This is a genomic window from Jeotgalibacillus marinus (assembly GCF_040801915.1).
In the GTDB taxonomy this organism is placed as follows: domain Bacteria; phylum Bacillota; class Bacilli; order Bacillales; family Jeotgalibacillaceae; genus Jeotgalibacillus; species Jeotgalibacillus marinus.
In genome coordinates this window covers 401,375-418,208 of sequence record NZ_JBFMIA010000002.1, presented here as the reverse complement: position 1 = coordinate 418,208, position 16,834 = coordinate 401,375, and the positions used below count along the sequence as shown (strand labels likewise).

14 protein-coding genes and 2 tRNA genes are annotated in these 16,834 nt (G+C 38.8%); 13 read left to right on the top strand and 3 right to left on the bottom strand.

The annotated features are described in order from the left end of the window. Nucleotides 1-87: 87 nt before the first annotated feature. A complete protein-coding gene (locus AB1471_RS05015; RefSeq protein ID WP_367778633.1) occupies nucleotides 88-1,374 on the top strand; it encodes an adenylosuccinate synthase in 1,287 nt (428 codons plus the stop codon). 185 nt (nucleotides 1,375-1,559) lie between these two features. Here AB1471_RS05015 and AB1471_RS05010 read toward each other — a convergent pair whose 3' ends face one another. Together AB1471_RS05010 and AB1471_RS05005 are read right to left on the bottom strand one after the other, a co-directional pair. Beyond that, a complete protein-coding gene (locus AB1471_RS05010; RefSeq protein WP_437342331.1) occupies nucleotides 1,560-2,465 on the bottom strand; it encodes a YitT family protein in 906 nt (301 codons plus the stop codon). 111 nt (nucleotides 2,466-2,576) lie between these two features. Then, nucleotides 2,577-3,614 (bottom strand): potassium channel family protein, encoded by a 1,038-nt coding sequence (locus AB1471_RS05005; protein ID WP_367778632.1) that lies wholly within the window; start codon nucleotides 3,612-3,614, stop codon nucleotides 2,577-2,579. A 792-nt stretch (nucleotides 3,615-4,406) separates the two neighbouring features. On the opposite strand from AB1471_RS05005, the gene AB1471_RS05000 reads away from it, so the two are divergent. The 12 genes from AB1471_RS05000 to AB1471_RS04945 all read left to right on the top strand — a co-directional run bounded on the left by AB1471_RS05000 (nucleotide 4,407) and on the right by AB1471_RS04945 (nucleotide 15,716). Then, the gene (locus AB1471_RS05000) at nucleotides 4,407-5,621 is read left to right on the top strand and encodes an MFS transporter (RefSeq protein ID WP_367778631.1); all 1,215 of its coding nucleotides are present in this window, start codon (nucleotides 4,407-4,409) and stop codon (nucleotides 5,619-5,621) included. 323 nt (nucleotides 5,622-5,944) lie between these two features. Beyond that, nucleotides 5,945-6,019, top strand: a tRNA-Glu gene (locus tag AB1471_RS04995). A 117-nt stretch (nucleotides 6,020-6,136) separates the two neighbouring features. Then, the gene (locus AB1471_RS04990) at nucleotides 6,137-6,259 is read left to right on the top strand and encodes a hypothetical protein (protein ID WP_367778630.1); all 123 of its coding nucleotides are present in this window, start codon (nucleotides 6,137-6,139) and stop codon (nucleotides 6,257-6,259) included. Between the two features lie 68 nt (nucleotides 6,260-6,327). Continuing rightward, nucleotides 6,328-6,400, top strand: a tRNA-Phe gene (locus tag AB1471_RS04985). A 363-nt stretch (nucleotides 6,401-6,763) separates the two neighbouring features. Further along, entirely contained in the window at nucleotides 6,764-8,209 is a 1,446-nt protein-coding gene (locus AB1471_RS04980) for a peptidoglycan DD-metalloendopeptidase family protein (protein WP_367778629.1), read from the top strand. A gap of 291 nt (nucleotides 8,210-8,500) precedes the next feature. Continuing rightward, nucleotides 8,501-9,211 (top strand): response regulator YycF, encoded by a 711-nt coding sequence (yycF, locus tag AB1471_RS04975; RefSeq protein ID WP_367778628.1) that lies wholly within the window; start codon nucleotides 8,501-8,503, stop codon nucleotides 9,209-9,211. A 5-nt stretch (nucleotides 9,212-9,216) separates the two neighbouring features. Then, nucleotides 9,217-11,070, top strand: coding sequence for a cell wall metabolism sensor histidine kinase WalK (gene walK / locus AB1471_RS04970; protein ID WP_367778627.1), 1,854 nt, complete (start codon nucleotides 9,217-9,219; stop codon nucleotides 11,068-11,070). Then, on the top strand, nucleotides 11,067-12,443 hold the full coding sequence (locus tag AB1471_RS04965; RefSeq protein WP_367778626.1) for a YycH family regulatory protein: 1,377 nt from the start codon (nucleotides 11,067-11,069) through the stop codon (nucleotides 12,441-12,443). Before walK ends, AB1471_RS04965 begins: the two co-directional genes overlap by 4 nt. Next, a complete protein-coding gene (locus tag AB1471_RS04960; RefSeq protein WP_367778625.1) occupies nucleotides 12,430-13,347 on the top strand; it encodes a two-component system regulatory protein YycI in 918 nt (305 codons plus the stop codon). The genes AB1471_RS04965 and AB1471_RS04960 overlap by 14 nt, the downstream gene beginning before the upstream one ends. A gap of 6 nt (nucleotides 13,348-13,353) precedes the next feature. After that, the gene (locus AB1471_RS04955; RefSeq protein ID WP_367778624.1) at nucleotides 13,354-14,148 is read left to right on the top strand and encodes an exodeoxyribonuclease YycJ; all 795 of its coding nucleotides are present in this window, start codon (nucleotides 13,354-13,356) and stop codon (nucleotides 14,146-14,148) included. 140 nt (nucleotides 14,149-14,288) lie between these two features. Then, complete coding sequence (locus AB1471_RS04950; protein ID WP_367778623.1) at nucleotides 14,289-14,876, top strand: TlpA disulfide reductase family protein; 588 nt, start codon at nucleotides 14,289-14,291, stop codon at nucleotides 14,874-14,876. Nucleotides 14,877-15,122: 246 nt separating this feature from the next. Then, nucleotides 15,123-15,716: a TlpA family protein disulfide reductase gene (locus tag AB1471_RS04945; RefSeq protein WP_367778622.1), complete on the top strand. Its 594-nt coding sequence runs from the start codon at nucleotides 15,123-15,125 to the stop codon at nucleotides 15,714-15,716. A 109-nt stretch (nucleotides 15,717-15,825) separates the two neighbouring features. Here the strand turns inward: AB1471_RS04945 and AB1471_RS04940 are convergent, their stop codons facing one another. Next, the gene (locus tag AB1471_RS04940; RefSeq protein WP_367778621.1) at nucleotides 15,826-16,788 is read right to left on the bottom strand and encodes a glutaminase; all 963 of its coding nucleotides are present in this window, start codon (nucleotides 16,786-16,788) and stop codon (nucleotides 15,826-15,828) included. Nucleotides 16,789-16,834: the final 46 nt, after the last annotated feature.

Below are 16,834 nucleotides of genomic sequence, written 5' to 3'. Positions count from 1 at the left end.
GTCTTTTGGTTGACGAGGGCACAAGACATTGATACACTAATCTTGTTTGAAAAATAGGGTGTAGTTAGCCTAACGGAGGTGCATTTCATGTCTTCAGTCGTAGTTGTGGGCACACAGTGGGGAGACGAGGGGAAAGGTAAGATTACAGACTTTCTCTCGGAACATGCAGAAGTAATTGCGCGTTACCAAGGCGGTAATAACGCAGGACACACAATTAAATTTGACGGTGAAACGTATAAGCTTCATTTAATTCCATCAGGTATTTTTTATAAAGATAAAATTTCAGTGATCGGAAATGGCATGGTGATCGATCCAAAAGCGCTAGTAGCAGAGCTTAAGTATTTGCATGATCGCGGCGTGTCTACAGAAAACTTGCGTATTAGTAACCGCGCACATGTTATCTTGCCTTACCACTTAAAGCTAGATGAAGTGGAAGAAGAACGTAAAGGTGATAACAAAATCGGAACAACGAAAAAAGGCATTGGTCCAGCTTACATGGACAAGGCTGCTCGTATGGGTATTCGTATGGCAGACCTTTTAGATCGTGAAACGTTTGAAGAAAAGTTAACGAATAACTTAGTTGAAAAAAATCGTATGCTTGAACGTTTTTATGAAGTAGAGGGCTTTAAAATGGAAGATATTTTTGAAGAATATTACGAGTATGGCCAGCAGGTTGCGAAATATGTATGCGATACATCAGTCGTGTTAAATGACGCTTTAGATGAGGCCCGTCGTGTATTGTTTGAAGGCGCACAAGGCGTTATGCTAGACATCGACCAAGGTACATATCCGTTTGTAACATCGTCAAACCCAGTTGCGGGTGGCGTAACGATCGGTTCTGGTGTTGGTCCGTCAAAAATTAATCACGTAGTAGGTGTTTCAAAAGCTTATACAACTCGTGTTGGAGATGGTCCATTCCCAACAGAGCTTAACGATGAAATTGGGCAAAAAATCCGTGAAGTTGGCCGTGAATATGGCACAACAACAGGTCGTCCACGCCGTGTTGGCTGGTTTGATAGTGTCGTTGTGCGCCATGCGCGTCGCGTAAGTGGTTTAACCGACCTTTCATTAAATTCAATCGACGTTTTAACAGGCATTCCAACGTTGAAAATTTGTACCGCTTATCGTTTAGACGACGAGATCATCACAGAATACCCAGCAAACCTTCGTACACTTGCTAAATGTGAGCCAGTTTATGAAGAGTTACCAGGTTGGGAAGAGGATGTTACAGGCTGCCGTACACTAGATGAGCTGCCTGAAAACGCGCGTCACTACCTTGAACGTGTGTCACAACTGACAGGTATTCCATTGTCTATTTTCTCAGTAGGACCTGACCGCACGCAAACAAACGTTATTAGCAGTGTTTGGCGTTAATAAGTGTATGAATGAACCAGATCAGCGTTTACGTTGGTCTGATTTTTTTGTTTTTGAGATCCAGCAAGTTAATAACAATTCACAATAATAAACTAAATAAAAAAAGGTTCGGCTCCTACTCCAAAAGGAGTGGTAGCCGAACCTTTTTTCTCTGCCCATCAGACAATGATTATTTTTAAGAAAGTTTAGTGGATTGCTGTTTTCTTAAATCGACCACCGCGAACTTCCGCGATGCTACCGACTGCAAGGAAAGCGGTGGCATCGATGTCTTCCACAATGCTTTTTAGTTTGGCTTCTTCCAAGCGCGTAATAACGCAGAAAATCACTTTTTTATCGGATCCCGTGTATGCACCTTCTCCGTTTAAATAAGTAACGCCACGGCCTAATCGATCTATAATAGCCTTCCCGATTTCTTCATATATCCAAGCTGACTTCGACTCATCGATGCCTTGAATAACAATATCGATGGTTTTAAATGCGATAAAATACGCCATTGCCGAGTACATTGCACGGTCCCATTCAAAGACAAAACCAGCCAAGATAAAGATAAAAAAGTTAAAAAACATAATAATTTCGCCAACAGAGAAGGGACTGTTTTTATTAAATAGAATCGCTAAAATTTCGGTACCATCAAGTGATCCTCCATTTCGAATCACAATTCCAACACCAATTCCTAAAGTAATACCTCCAAATACGGTTGCTAACAAAAGATCATCCGTGAAGCGGGGAAAAGAATGCAATAAAAATGTTGCTATAGATAAAACGGTGATGCCTAGTAACGTAGATAGTGCAAAGGTTTTACCAATTTGTTTATAACCTAAAAAAAAGAAAGGAATATTTAGTAAGAAAATAAAGAATCCAAGCTTCCAACCACTCAAATATGAAAGAATAATGGAAATACCGACAATTCCTCCGTCCAAAATTTGATTTGGTACGAGGAAGAGTTCGATACCAATGGCCATTAGGATAGCACCCAGAGTAATGAATGAAGCTCGTTTTATGATTACTTTTATTGAAGATGTTTTATGCTGATTTCGTTGTGGGGTGAGTGGGAGTATTCTTCTTTTAGATGGTTTTTTCTTTTTGGGCAATGTGTTTCCCTCCATAAATCGTTCTCAATTACCTTCTATTATACTAGGAAAGAAAGCAGAATACACTTTAACGAACTGTTCATCTGTCTATGTTGGAGAAAAAACGGGAAATTATTCCGTCTTATAAATCACTTTTAATTTTTCAAAGGTTGAGTCGTGACAGATAACGTACAGCATGTCTTCCTGATTGAGCGGCTTGCGAATAGATTCTCGGAAATCCATATCTTCATTTACAGCAATTAAAACCGCGCCATCATCTAACAGTTTTTGAGAAGCATCACGGTATGTATTCCAAGACTTAGACGCTTTAATAACGTGAATGTTATTACCAAACTTTTTACTTAAAAGTTGACGAAATATTGTTGTTGTTCCAGGTTGAAGAGTTGCTTTTGCCATTAAAAGTGAGACAGAGTCATCAGATAATATAAAATCATCAACACGTATATGATTGAATTTTTTAATGTGCCGCTCTTCACTAATTTCAACAACTGTTTGAATGTCTGCATTATGCTGGATAGAGAGTGCCTCGACAGCTGACGCGATTAAAAGACTTTTCCCGTCTTTTAACACTGGCTCCTCTATTACCGGATCTGAAAAAATCGCTACACGTTGTGATTCAAGAATATTTGCCTTCAATAATGTTTTCTCATCGGTCGGATCTCCTTGAATGAAATGAACTTGATCAAGTGTAATAGGTGCTTCTTTTATACTTTCAATTAACACGATGGATGCTTTGGGGTCATGATTAAAAACCTCTATCATCGCTTGTTCTGTTTTTTTTGACCAGCCAATATAAACGAAATGATCTGTTTTTCTAAACAAAAGACGTCCCTCCTTCTTCAGCCGCTGATAGGTACTCGCAGCTTCAACAATTTTTCCGATCAGAACACCAATTAAACCAATTCCAAAAATGAACAAGAAGATACCGACAAGTCGACCACCTATTGTCGTTGGAAAAAAGTCCCCGTAACCAACGGTTGTTAACGTGGTCATAGTCCACCAAAAACTATCAAATAAATTCGGGAACGTTTCGGGTTCAATCATATGTACAGAAAATGTACCAAATAAGATCATTATCATCGATAGAATAACAATCACACGAAAATGCATCTGAGATAACTGCTTCCATAATCTAAAAAATATGTGCATGTCCTATCCCTCCTTTGCTATATCGATTGTAATGAATAGTATAAACGATTTATTGATACATTTGGAAAATCACTAGATGTTTTTTATGAAACAGGTTAATATGATAATAATTATTAGAAAAATCATTCTTATTGTAATACGGATTCTTCCATCTTGCCTTGAGATTCGCAAATATCTCACGAAAGTAAGTATGTTATAAAATGGATAAAAATTGAAATTCACCTGACCAAAAATAAATGTGGGAAGTGACGAACAGTGTAAATCGAATGGAAATTGTTCGATTAAAATCGCAGGGATGTTTTTAAAATATCTTTTAATTGCTTGTTACCTCGTTTAATTGAAGAGCACATAATTATACGGAAGGAGCAGATGCGGCCAGTACGCTGCTCGGACCACTTTTGTTGTGCTTAGTCCTATCAACATTTGGGGCGGCTGTCACATTAGGGATTGATGTATTAACATTTTTACTGTCTTTTTTAAGTTTTTCAAGTTTAAAGGTTCATTTAAAAACAACAGAAACCCACGAGTGATTACGCCAGATGATGTTTTAGCTGGTGGCCCTTTTAGGGCGATTTACATTCATAAAGGCACTAGACTTTGCTAAATGGATTGATGCGTTACATCAGTCACTTAGTTCTATTACTCGTAAATAGTCTTTACTCTTTTAACCATAAGAAATTAAATAAAGCGTTGCCTTATTATGGAGTGAAATAATAAATGTAAGGAGGCACAAACGAGTGTAGAAACTACCCTTAATCAATCAAAAAAATTGATTTAAATGGGGTAGTAAAAATGAAGAGTCAATCCTTTCGTTTTCTAATGATGGGCCAATCACTGGCGAATTTAGGCGATGTGCTTTACATCGTCGGGCTCATCTCGATTTTATATGAAGTGTCAGAATCTCCATTTATACTGGCACTCTTTCCGTTTATCAATATGTTTGGCCGGTTTAGCAGTGGGGTGATGGCTCCGTTATTGCTTGATCAATATCGATTGAAATCACTTCTCGTTTTTTCGCAAGTGAGTAAAACGATTTTTCTTTTTTTCCTTCTGTTGATGATTATGCTCCAAGGTGTTCCGCATATCATCGGTGTATTAGCGTTTGTCCTTGTTATCGCTTTTTTAGATGGGTGGGCACTTCCCGCCAGTCACTCGATGTTGCCAAGGTTAGTAGAAAAATCAGAACTCGTCAAAGCCAATAGTTTTTTCGCCGTGGTCAACAATACAATTCAAATAGGCGGATGGGCACTTGGTGGTGTGATGGTAGTGTTAATTGGCGGACAACAGGTGATATGGTTGACCTTTGTACTATTTGTTCTTTCGATCCTACTGCTAGTTAAGCTTGTCGATCCTAGCCCGTTTCACGTAGAAAAAGTAGCAGGTAGAGTGGGGAAATCGATAAAAGAAGGATGGAATACGATTTGGAAAAATCCATTGTTTCGAAGTATTCATGTGGTGATATTTTTTGAGGCACTTGCAAATGTAGTGTGGATCGCATCAATCTTGTTAGTCTTTGTTTCTGAAATACTTCAAGAATCCGAAGCTTGGTGGGGTTACGTCAACACTTCATTCTTTGTTGGAATGGTTGTAGGGGGTGTTATTTGCTCTCGATTTGCAAATTCAATTGAACTCCATTTGAAAAAACTTCTGATCATCTTTTCATTTGGCACTAGTATCGTCACACTTCTATTTGGTTTTAACACGATCGCTTGGTTCTCTCTAGGTTTTGCCGTGCTGAACGGTATCTTTGATCAAATAAAAGGGGTTGCAGTCAATACGTATCTTCAAAAAGGTGCGACAGCAGAAGAATTGCCTAAAATATACGCTGCTCAAGGAGCGTTGATTGCACTAGTATTTGGTGTATCTTCACTCTTCTTCGGTGGAGTCGCAGAAATTTTGGGTGTAAGAATTGCCTTTTTGATTTCAGGGCTATTGCTACTCGTTGCAGCGATATATGTTGCAGTGCATCATCATCAATTTTCTGAGTCTCTCCTTGATAAATCATAGGAGTAATTGAACGATAAAAGTCAAAAACGCTTGGATAAGTACTTTTATCCAAGCGTTTTAGGAAGGTATCGGGTTTGTTATACGAAGGTGGTATTCATTGAATAGCACTTCACTTCCATTAAACGCAGTTGATCTAACATTATCTTATTTATCATTTTTTAATTAATTCCATTTATTTTATGTGGTTTTATACCAAATCTAGTTAGTAAATAATGAAGCGATATTATTTTTCTTGTTTTTTCGACATTTTTTCAAAAAAAGATTGTCATAGTAAAAAGAATTATGATATATTTAGACTCGTTGTTACATAAGTGTTTCAAAACGGCCCGTTGGTCAAGCGGTTAAGACACCGCCCTTTCACGGCGGTAACACGGGTTCGAATCCCGTACGGGTCACCATTTTAATTGTGCAATATGTAATTTCCAAATGATCTTTAAGGGTTATGAGAAGCAAGAATGTCAAGGAAGTGAATTGATGAACACCGGAGCGCACTAGTTGCGTGAGGATGTGAAGAGATGAAACTGACGAAGAGATTCGCCGCTTATCATAAGCCGATCAGTTTTGCCAAGTTTATTTTTGAGGGTTATGAGAAGCAAGAATGTCAAGGAAGTGAATTGATGAACACCGGAGCGCACTAGTGTGCGTGAGGATGTGAAGAGATGAAACTGACGAAGAGATTCGCCGCTTATCATAGGCCGAATATCAAGGCTTTGTAGCTCAGTTGGTAGAGCAATGGACTGAAAATCCATGTGTCGGCGGTTCGATTCCGTCCAAAGCCATCAAGATATGTTGCAATTGCGGCGTATCTTTTTTTATGCAAAAAATAAGGATACTTCCTATTGATGTAACAGAAACATGACAACAAGATGACAATATCCCACTAGCACCTCTGAATCTTCACAAACTACTACCAAAATTAATCAACCCAGACCTCCTTTTATCAACAATCTCTTTCCGTTTTTTCCAACAAAATCCCATAATACTACAATTCTTTTACAGTTGTACAACGAGTCTTATTTTAGCAAAAACGTATGGTACATTTGGATGGCGTAAAAAATGCAGAACATGACCTTGTACTTTCAATAGACAAGGATTGTGCTAATAAACAAACATACATTTATGGTGTGTGGGAGGAGTAACGAATGAACAACGATAAACAAGTGAATCAAAAAAGGTTCATTTGCACATATACATCAAAAATAGTAAAAACATTTGTAGTAGGAACTCTTTTATCGGCAATTGTTTTAGTGAATGGAGCTGAAGCAAGTAGTGAGAAAGAAGAAGAGCTTACTGAAATGAACCACGTATATGCTGGAGAAGAATATGTGGGTGCAGTGTCAGATCAAAGTTCTATTCAAGAGTGGGTTAAAGAGCAGGAAAAAGACATCAAAAAGAAATTTGATGTATCAAACCTCTCATCATTAGAAAACGATATTACTATGATTCCAGAGAAAGTATTTAATCCGAATACGAGAGATGAAGAAGTGTTAAGCATGATCCAAGAAAAAGCTTCCTTCCAAACAGAAGCAAAAGCTGTTGAGCTTAATGGAAAAAGGGTTGCTTATTTATCGAGTGATGAAGAGGTTGAAGAAATGCTTCGTCAAATCAAGTTAAGTGCTGTTTCAGAAGAAGAGCTTGAGACGTTTGAAAAACAATCTACTTCGAACTTAAAGATAGATGAAACTAGAATCACAGAAATAACGGTTGAAGGATACGAAGACGCGGAATATGCTCTGATCGATCCAGCAAATCTTACAACCCCTGAAGAAGCTGCGAAACTATTATTAAAAGGTCAAAAACAAGAAGTCTCTTATAGAATAGCTGAAGAGGATACAATTGAAAGTATCACAGAAGAACACAATATGAAAATTGAAGAATTATTAAAATTGAACCCTGATTTATTGGAAGATGATGAATTGACTCCAAAAGAGGAACTGAAGGTGAAAAAGCACATCGCAGGTTTCTCGGTAAACGTGGAAAAAGAACAACGAGTTAAAGAGGCAATCCAATTTGATGAGGAAATTGTCGAAGATGACGAGCTTTTAAAAGGAGATACGAAAGTTAAGAAAAAAGGAAAAAATGGTGAACGTGTTTATACACTTCAAACAAGTGAGAAGAATGGCGAGCAAGTATCAGAGTCAAAGGCTGATGAAAAAGTGACAAAAGATCCTAGGGATCAAATTGTTGAGGTAGGAACGAAAGAAATTCCTTCGCGTGGAACGGGCTCTTTTGTGTGGCCAACGAATGGTGGTTATATTTCTAGTGAACAAGGCCCTCGTTGGGGAAAAAATCATAAAGGAATTGACATTGCACGTCCAGATAATTACACAATCAATAATGTTGATAATGGGACGGTTGTATCAGCAGGTTTGGATGGGGACTACGGTAACAAGGTAGTTGTCGATCACGATAATGGTTTACGAACGGTGTATGCACATTTAAGTAAAATTCATGTATCACCTGGACAAGTTGTATCACAAGGGGATTCACTTGGAATTATGGGAGAGACAGGGTTTGCTACTGGCATTCACTTGCATTTCGAAGTGTATTCCAACGGTGCACTTGTGAATCCAATGGATTATTTGTAAAGAACGATTGCCTCTGGCTCACTATGGGTCAGGGGTTTTTTTAAAACTAAGCACGAAAAATGTCGAAAAATATTTCCGAGGAAATGAATTATTTTTAATCTGAAATGTGAAAAAGCTATGTTTTGCGTGTGTATGCTTGTCGGATCTGACCAGCTACTTGCGCTTTTGATTTCACCAAATAAGTGAATAATATGCTATAACATGATACATTATCTATACACGTGTAGAAACGTTTAATCGAATTGAACGAAAGTTTTTTAAAATAGATGATTGATAAAGGAGAATAGTGATATGGAAAAAAAAATTCTAGTCGTCGATGATGAAAAGCCAATTGCAGATATTCTTCAGTTTAATTTAAAGAAAGAAGGCTACGAAGTTCACTGTGCTTATGATGGTGATGAAGCGCTTGTGAAAATTGAAGAAGTAAAGCCGGACCTGGTTTTGCTTGATATCATGTTACCGATCCGTGATGGAATGGAAGTGTGTCGTGAGGTTCGTAAAAAGTATGATATGCCAATCATTATGTTAACAGCAAAGGATTCCGAGATTGATAAGGTTCTTGGTCTTGAATTGGGTGCAGATGATTATGTAACAAAACCGTTTAGTACACGTGAGTTAGTAGCGCGTGTGAAGGCAAACTTGCGTCGTCATCAAGCTTTAAAAGGGCAACTGGAAGAAGAGGGCGTAACGAATGAAGTGTCAGTTGGTGCGATAACGATTCACCCAGATGCGTACATGGTTTCTAAACGCGGAGATACAATTGAGCTTACTCATCGAGAGTTCGAATTACTTCATTATTTATCGAAGCATATCGGTCAAGTAATGACACGCGAACACCTACTGCAAACCGTATGGGGCTACGATTATTATGGCGATGTACGTACGGTGGATGTTACCGTTCGTCGTTTGCGTGAAAAAATTGAAGATAATCCAAGTCATCCCGTGTGGATCGTTACACGACGTGGCGTAGGGTATTATTTGAGAAATCCGGATCAGGAGTAATGTGAATGAGGAAAGTTGGTTTTTTTCGATCGATCCACTTCAAATTTGTATTGATATATGTATTACTGATCGCACTTGGAATGCAAATTATTAGTGTGTATTTTGCTAGAAATCTTGAAGAGACACTCGTTTATAACTTTCAACAGTCAATTCAAGAGCGGATCAATCCTCTTGAATACACTGTTAGAGAAGAAATTCTTGCTGATATTAAAGGGACAAGGTCTGAGGATGATCTAGAGTTGACTGAATCGATTCGTGTATTGTTACAAGGTTTAAACTCGGATGATGTTCAGGAAGTTCAGGTAATCGATGCAAGAAATAGAATACTAGGTACCTCTGATCAAAATAACCAATCAATTGTTGGTCAACCAACAACTGAAGAGGTGGTTAAGTACGCCTTATCGGGTGATGAATTGACAGGGGCAGATACTAATCAAATTTTTGTTGAACTTAACGGAGACAGGATTTGGGTTCTTACATCCCCGATCAAGTCTCCTGGTGGGGATGTCATTGGGGCGATTTACATTGTTTCTAGGATTGAAAATGTGTTCGAACAAATGGATGAAATCAATGGTATTTTATCTGCAGGAACAGTTATTTCGATCGTTATAACAGCCATATTAGGCGTGCTGCTGGCCCAGACAATTATCCGACCTATTTCAGATATGAGAAAGCAAGCACTAGTGATGTCTAAAGGAAACTTTTCGAGGCAAGTTAAAGTGTATGGCTATGATGAGATTGGTCAACTTGCCATTACGTTCAATAACTTAACGAAGCAGCTACAAGAAGCACAAGCAACTACTGAAGGAGAGCGTCGCAAACTTTCATCTGTGCTTTCGTACATGACAGATGGAGTAATAGCGACTGATCGTAAGGGGCGCGTCATTTTAATCAATGACTCAGCAGCGGGAATGCTAAATGTTTCACGTGAAACAGTGCTCTCACAGGAAATAACAGACCTCCTTGGCGTTGGGGAAGTGTATTCGTTTGATGACTTACTGAGCCAACAAGATTCAGTCATTCTCGATTTCAGTACATCAGGTCACCCATATGTTTTGCGTGCAAACTTCTCGATCATTCAAAAAGAAACCGGGTTTGTAAATGGTCTGATTGCCGTACTGCATGATATTACAGAGCAGGAAAAAATTGATGCAGAACGTCGAGAATTCGTAGCAAATGTATCACATGAGCTTAGAACACCACTTACGACCATGCGTAGCTATTTAGAAGCACTTGCTGAAGGAGCGTGGAAGGATCAAGAGATCGCCCCTCAATTTTTAAATGTAACGCAGACGGAAACAGAGCGGATGATTCGACTTGTTAACGATCTATTACAGCTATCGAAAATGGACAGCAAAGATTACCGTCTAAATAAAGATTGGGTTAATTTTAACGATTTTTATCAGCGGATCATTGACCGTTTTGAAATGGGACGATCACAAAGCGTAACATTTAAAACGAAGCTTCCAAATGAACTACTCTATGTCGAAATTGATACCGACAAAATGACGCAGGTGTTAGATAATATTATTTCTAATGCATTGAAATATTCTCCTGAAGGTGGACAACTACGCTTTAAGGTTGAAAAGAATGAGAAAGAAGGAGAGATTGTGATTAGTGTCTCTGACCAAGGAGTAGGAATTCCACGCGAAAATTTAAAGAATATTTTCGAACGTTTCTACAGAGTCGATAAAGCACGCGCAAGAAAGCTTGGTGGAACAGGACTTGGGCTTGCCATCTCCAAAGAAATGATCACAGCACACGGTGGACGAATTTGGGCATCGAGTATAGAGGGTAAAGGGACAACGGTATACTTTACTCTTCCATATGATTCAACAAATGAGGATGAATGGTCATGACTATTGATTTGTTTAAATCTATACTGTTAATGCTACTTGTTGTACTAAGTGGCCTGTTGACGTGGAATGTTTGGTCGTATCAACCTACCTACGATACAATAAAGTCAACAACCGCAGTAGACGTTTCCATTAATGAAATCAGATCTACATCCCAACTGATTAAGCCGAGTCGTTTTCTTGTTCATGGGTCCGAATCTGATTCAAATTACGGAACCTCCAGTGAAACCGAAATCGATAAACTGATCTCAATTATAGAAAACCCGACATTCTTTAATGTAAAACCCCTTGCTTTGTCAGAAGAGGAATTTAAGGATTTGGTTCACGGAGTCAATCGCCTTGAAGTTATTTTTCCATCAGAAGTGCCTTTCACTTCGTATGGTGAAGTGTTGGAGTTTGGAGATAGTATCCTTCCTGCGACAACGTTTGATCGAATAGTTGTCGAATGGAATGAAGAGGAAACGTCGACGTTTAGTGTTTACTTCGTTTCGTATGATGCAAGAGTTGTATATGAAGCAAAAGTAGAGGAGTTAGAGGAATTACAGGAGTTATTTAATTTAAACATCGTTTCCACGACGTCAGGGTACCAAAGCTATTTTCCATACGACACGGGTGATCGTATACTTTTTTTACCTGAAATTAGAAAAGAAGAGTTTCAATATAAATATGTAATGGAGAGAATTGATTCAACTAGATTTCGGGACGCACTTTTCCCTGACCAAGGAGAAGTAAATACCAATACAAATATTTTAGGAAATGAAACTGAAACGCTGTATATTGATCGTTCAAGCTTAATGAAAGTAGACTCTTTAAACAATACATTAAATTACGTGAACCCCTCAGCCGAAACATCCGAAACATCCGAAACATCCGAAACATCCGAAACATCCGAAACATCCGTTGTTGGAGATGCCAGTGAGTTATTTCAAAAAAGTCATCGGTTTGTCAATGAACACGCTGGATGGGTGAACGACTATTATTTATATGATCTTGATGCATCTAATCAAAAGATCACATTCCGTCTTTATGTTAAGGGTCTGCCAGTGTTTAATGAACAAGGTGCTGCACAAATTGATCAAGAGTGGGGAGAGAAAAGGATTTATAAGTATGATCGTTCGTTTATGATATTAGACGATTATGTGCCTGCTGGAGATACAAAAGAAATGCAATCTGGGTATGAAGTTAAAGAGACGCTGGAAATGCAGGAAGATTATGATCCTAAACTGTTAGAAGATATTACGGTTGCTTATCGTATGACCAGGGATTCCAAAAACGGTGTCTTGTATGAGCTTGAACCGATGTGGTTCTATCGATACAAGGGTAACTGGCAACCTGTTCCGTTTGATGGAGGGGGAGATTTGGATGGATTGGAGTAAAGCAACAACAATCTTTATCGTCGTGTTTTTGATTTTGAACGTTTTTTTGTTCACGGAGTTCATAAAAAAATGGGAAACTAGCCAGTATGCACAAAGAGAAGAACAAACATTGGAACAACAAATCAAGAAAGAGAACATATCTTTAACTCAAATTCCTTCAGAAAAGGATGAGTATCCTTATTTAAATGCGAGAGTGCATGAATTTTCAGCTGATGAAGAGAGTTCGTTAATGGATCAGTCAGCTTCCACCATAGTCAGAAATAACAAACAGGAAAAAAAGCTTCTAGTTTTCCTCAATGATGATTCAATCGCCGTGGAAGACCCAGAAAACCCAGAAGAACTTAAATCCTATTTAGAAGAGTTTGTTATAGGCGGCGAAGAATATAAATTTTTGGAGTATCAAGAAGATCCGAAGCGCCTAATTTACCATCAAGTTTATAAAGATATGGATCTATATCATAATATAAATGGACGTCTAGTTTTTTATTTAAATGAAAAGGCAGCGGTTGATTCTTACGAGCAAACGATGTTAACTTCAATAGAAGAGTTTGCTGAAGTTCAAGAACTGATTCCACCAAGTCAAGCACTTGAGGCATTGTATCGTAAGAGTTTAGTAGAACCAGATTCTAAGGTGGACGTAGAACTAGGGTATTACACATTCATCCATTTAGCTGAATCAAATCCTGAGACTCAAGTCTTATCCCCTACCGGGCGTTTGGAAGAAAATGTAGATGGCAGTGTATTTAAGATCGATGGAGAAAATACTTCTGAGACTCAAGTCTTAACCCCTACTTGGCGTTTGGACATTGAACAAAAAAATGGTGAACAAGTCATTCATTATGTCAATGCAGTAGATGGAAGTGTATTTGAGATCAATGAAGAAAATGAAGCGGCAGTGGAGTGAAATGATATGACGATGCACATGAGTGTGCTCGCGAGCGGGAGTACGGGTAATGCGATCTATGTGGAGACCGAGGAACATTCGTTTCTTGTGGATGCAGGGTTGAGTGGCAAGCAAATGGAGCTGTTGTTCCAACAAATAGGCCGCTCAATGAAAGATTTGAGCGGTTTATTGGTCACACATGAGCATAGCGATCACATAAAAGGACTGGGGATTGTTGCGCGTCGATATAATTTGCCTGTTTTTGCTAACGAAAAGACGTGGGCAGCAATGGAACAATCAATCGGAAAAATTGATTCAGAGCAAAAATTCATCTTTCCGATGGAGTCGGTAAAGACGTTCGGTAGTCTTGATATTGAATCATTTGGCGTGTCACATGACGCTGCTGAACCAATGTTTTACGTCTTTCATCAAAATGGAAAAAAGCTTGTTTTGGTAACGGACACAGGTTATGTTAGCGATCGGATGAAAGGGATTATTGAAGGGGCCGACGCGTATGTGTTTGAGAGCAACCACGACGTAGGTATGCTTCGAATGTGCCGGTATCCGTGGAGCATTAAACGTCGTATTTTGAGCGATGTAGGCCACGTATCCAACGAAGATGCCGCATTTGCTATGAGTGATGTGGTTCGAGATAACACGAAGAGAATTTATTTAGCTCATTTATCAAAAGACAACAACATGAAAGACTTGGCTCGAATGAGTGTTATGCAAACCTTACAGGAACGCGGGCATATCGTCGGTGAACAGTTTGATTTGTATGATACTGATGAGAAAAAGCCAACTGAATTATATGCTATTTAATTGAAAATGCCACAATCTAATTGATAGATTGTGGTTTTTGCGTGGTGGAAATGAATTATTTGTGAATATCAGTTATGATAGAGGGAAATAATAATATAATGAGTATTTTGAATTTTGTTTCTATCGAAAGGAGAGAAACCATGATTAAACAAATTCTTGCACTCATTTTAGTTGCGGGGTTAATAATTATTTTAATTATTAACGTTGTAGACGATAAACAATTGAGTGAAGATGAATTAGCGTACCAACGGGAAAGGCCATCTGACAATTCCTCGGCTCAAGTCGTTACTTCTGGGGCAGTGGTCAAAGAAGGTCAAGTGGCACCGGATTTTCAAACAACGACTTTAGATGGAAGCGTTGTTTCGTTAAGTGACTATCACGGAAAAAAAATCATGTTGAATTTCTGGGCTTCATGGTGCGGACCTTGTATAGCTGAAATGCCGCATATGCAGGAATACTACGAGGACGAAGCCGATAAGGACAACGTTGAGATTTTGGCTGTGAATTTAACGAGTGTAGAAAATGGCATCGGTCGAGTTGAGTCGTTTGTAGAAGATTTTGGCCTAACATTTCCTATCCTTATGGACGACGAAACTGGCCAGCTGGGTAACCAGTTTCAAGCCTTCGCTATACCAACAACCTATATTCTGGATGAAGATGGAATAATCATGAAAAAAATCATTGGTGAGATGGATCGAGAGATGATTTCGAATTTGATGAAGGAGTAGTGGCGACAACTGTCCCTCTAAAATTGAAACAAAAAAGTAAGGTAATTTCACTTGACCTCAACATTTGACGTAGAAAAGACCACAATCTAATTAGTAGAATGTGGTTTTTTGTGTGTTGGAATTGAATTTTTTGTGAAAATGAGCGTTTGTGTACGTTATGCTTGCGAAATATGATTATGATAGAGGGTGAGATTATATAGATTAATATTTTGAATCACGTTTTCTATAACGAAAGGGGATGTAACCATGATTAAACGAATTCTCGCGCTCATTTTAGTTGTAGGGTTAATAATTACTTTAATCGTAAATGTTGTAAACGATAAACAAGAGAGACAAGAGGAATTAGCGCGCCAACAGGAATATGCAGTGATGCCATCTGACAATTCCTCGGCTCAAGTTGTTACCTCTGGAGGAGCACTCAAAGAGGGTCAAGCAGCACCAGACTTTCAAACAACAACTTTGGATGGAAGCATTGTTTCATTAAGTGATTATCGCGGAAAAAAAATTATCTTGAATTTATGGGCTACGTGGTGTGGCCCTTGTATAGAAGAGATGCCGCATATACAGGAATATTATGAGGAAGAAGCTGATAAGGATAACGTTGAGGTGTTGGCGGTGAATTTAACGAATATGGACAACGGTATTGACCGAGTTGAATCGTTTGTAGAAGATTATGGCCTAACATTTCCTATCCTTATGGACGAATCTGGCCAGCTAGGTGATCAGTTTCAAGCCATCGCTATACCAACCACCTATATCCTGGATGAAGACGGCCTGATCACAAAAAAACTTATGGGTCCGATGGATCGAGAGATGATTTCGAGTATGATGAAGGAGTAGTGAGGACAGCGAGAGAGGGGACGATTTAAGATCTGAAAAGGATGGTTAGCCCTATCATCCAAACCTGGAAAAAAGATCGCTGTGGACGGTCTTTTTTTCAATCAACTTATTAAAAAATACTAAAATCCCATTCAGTAGAAATTTGTCGTAATAACATTGTGCCTGCAGTGCTGTTCCCATTCGCATCAATTGCCGGACCAAACACTGCAATGCCGCATCCTTTACGAAATGCTTTTTCATCAGAATGCCATTTAGGTGGAACGGCAGCAATAATTCCACCAGATACGCCACTTTTTGCTGGTATCCCAACGTGCGCTGCGAATTTGCCTGATGAATTGTACATGCCGCATGTTACCATCAAGACTTTTGCGATGCGAGCCACATCATTGCTGAATATTTGTCTTTCGGTAATTGGGTCGTAACCGTCGTGTGCAATGACAAGACCAATTTTTGCTAAATCCTCTAATCCAATGCAAATTGAACATTGGCGAATGTAAATATCAAGCGCCTCTTCCACATCCAAATCAAGTAGGTTTGACTCTTTTAAGTAATAAGCTAGTGCTCGATTTCGGTGAGCTGTTTTCCACTCCGACTGGTATACGTCCTCATCTAAATGCAGTCGATGACCAATCATGCCTTCAACAAAGGCAATGAATCGCTCGTATTTTTCATCAACAGTATCACCAGGTAACATAGAGGACACCGTAATTGCACCGGCATTGATGAGCGGATTAAATGGTTTACCAGGACGATGAATTTCAAATGGGATAATTGAATTAAACGATTCACCCGTAGGCTCCACATCCACTTTATCCAACACAAAATCCAATCCTTTAAAATGGCATAACGCGATAAAACTGATGATCTTCGAAATGCTTTGAAGTGTAAAAGTAACTTCGGTATCGCCCGCTTTATACGTATCTCCATCAAAATCCATAATACAGATTCCAAGTTGGTTCTTATCTTGTTCGGCGAGAGCCGGAATGTATTTTGCTGTTTCACCAAGCATCGTGTGGGAGTGGTTTTCCTCAACCCACTGCTGTAAACATTCCAATACCTCTTCAATTTTCATATCGTACGCTCTCCTTTTACTTCAATAAGTTGCCTCCATCATGGAG